2 protein-coding genes are annotated in these 1220 nt (G+C 39.6%); one reads left to right on the forward strand and one right to left on the reverse strand.

The features are described from left to right. Window positions 1-180: 180 nt before the first annotated feature. Window positions 181-507, reverse strand: a complete 327-nt coding sequence (locus PSF16_RS17115; protein WP_260280924.1) for a hypothetical protein — start codon at window positions 505-507, stop codon at window positions 181-183. Between the two features lie 333 nt (window positions 508-840). Here PSF16_RS17115 and PSF16_RS17120 point away from each other — a divergent pair, with 333 nt between their 5' ends. Continuing rightward, the gene (locus PSF16_RS17120) at window positions 841-1191 is read left to right on the forward strand and encodes a hypothetical protein (protein ID WP_260280925.1); all 351 of its coding nucleotides are present in this window, start codon (window positions 841-843) and stop codon (window positions 1189-1191) included. Window positions 1192-1220 lie beyond the last annotated feature (29 nt).

The following is a 1220-nucleotide window of genomic DNA, read 5'->3' on the forward strand; positions in this document are numbered from 1 at the left end:
AAGTGTAGAAAGAAACCCGACCTAACCAGACTTAGTTAGCTGAATCAACTAAGACACCATGACCCAATAACTGATCATGGAGAAAAGCAAAGACAGGAAGACGCTGTCGCTTCGCTCCGTTTTGATTAGTACCACATTGGGGCATTAGGGTTTTTTGCGATTATCTAAAGCAAAAACCGGTTACTTTAAACCCATTCGCCCACCACAGGAAAACTCATTCGCAGAGTCGAACACCACAACACTCAACACAGAGGGGCTACTCTTCCCAACAAGCACATCCCACCGCGAATCGATGTACTCCCAGCCAGCGCCATCAGCATTTCCATAGTAAGGGACGATGACCTTATTATTCGCATTAAAGCTAATTTCAACGTATTCCTTGTATGGAGTAATGACGACGGATTTTCCCGATGGCTTTCCATCCTCTCCGATGATGAAGCATGGAATACTAACTCCATAAGCTGTACTAACGAACAATAACAAAAAAACAGCTATTAATTTACTCATGGCACTCCAGAGAATTGATAAACAATGATTTACTTGCATAATAAGGGGTCAGTTTGGAGATCGGAAATTTTTGTACGTTAAGCGCATTATTTAACCAATCTTGGTTCGTAAGGGGTTGATTTTGCGTCAGTGGCTATCGCTTTTAAGTTGTCGCTCTTGCAGTATCGCATTTAGGTTATCCGATTAAGGTCAAACCTCTGAAAATGCCGTATAGCGCGGGAGTACACCCTATTGCTATAGGTAAGTCTGTTCAAAAAACAGGCTTACCGTACAATAATTCTCTATATCCAAACGGACCCCAATAACAACAGTTTTATTTTTTAGGTGCCACAAATGAGAATAATAAATGCATTAGCTCTTTTTTTACTGGCTAGTTCATCTGTCAATGCAGAAATTATATCTGGTCCATTTAAAGACAAAGCTGAATGCGCTACGTTTGCCACACTATCTGGCTATGACAATCGAATTACACCTGAGCAAAAATGGGCTATGTACGACAAAACCCTAAAAGAATTTGCTCAGCTCAGACAAAATTTGCTGGGAACTACCAGATTTATTACCGAATATAATTACGAAATGAATATCGCTACAATTAGAGCAACTGATATGGTCAACCTTATAAAAGGTGAACGTGAAAACGCAGCTGTACAATTATGGAATAAATATAGATGTGGTTCTAAATAAATCATCACTGATTATAACTAAGTTCCTGT

Origin of the sequence: Providencia sp. PROV033, from assembly GCF_028484855.1 — a bacterium.
Lineage (GTDB): Bacteria > Pseudomonadota > Gammaproteobacteria > Enterobacterales > Enterobacteriaceae > Providencia > Providencia alcalifaciens.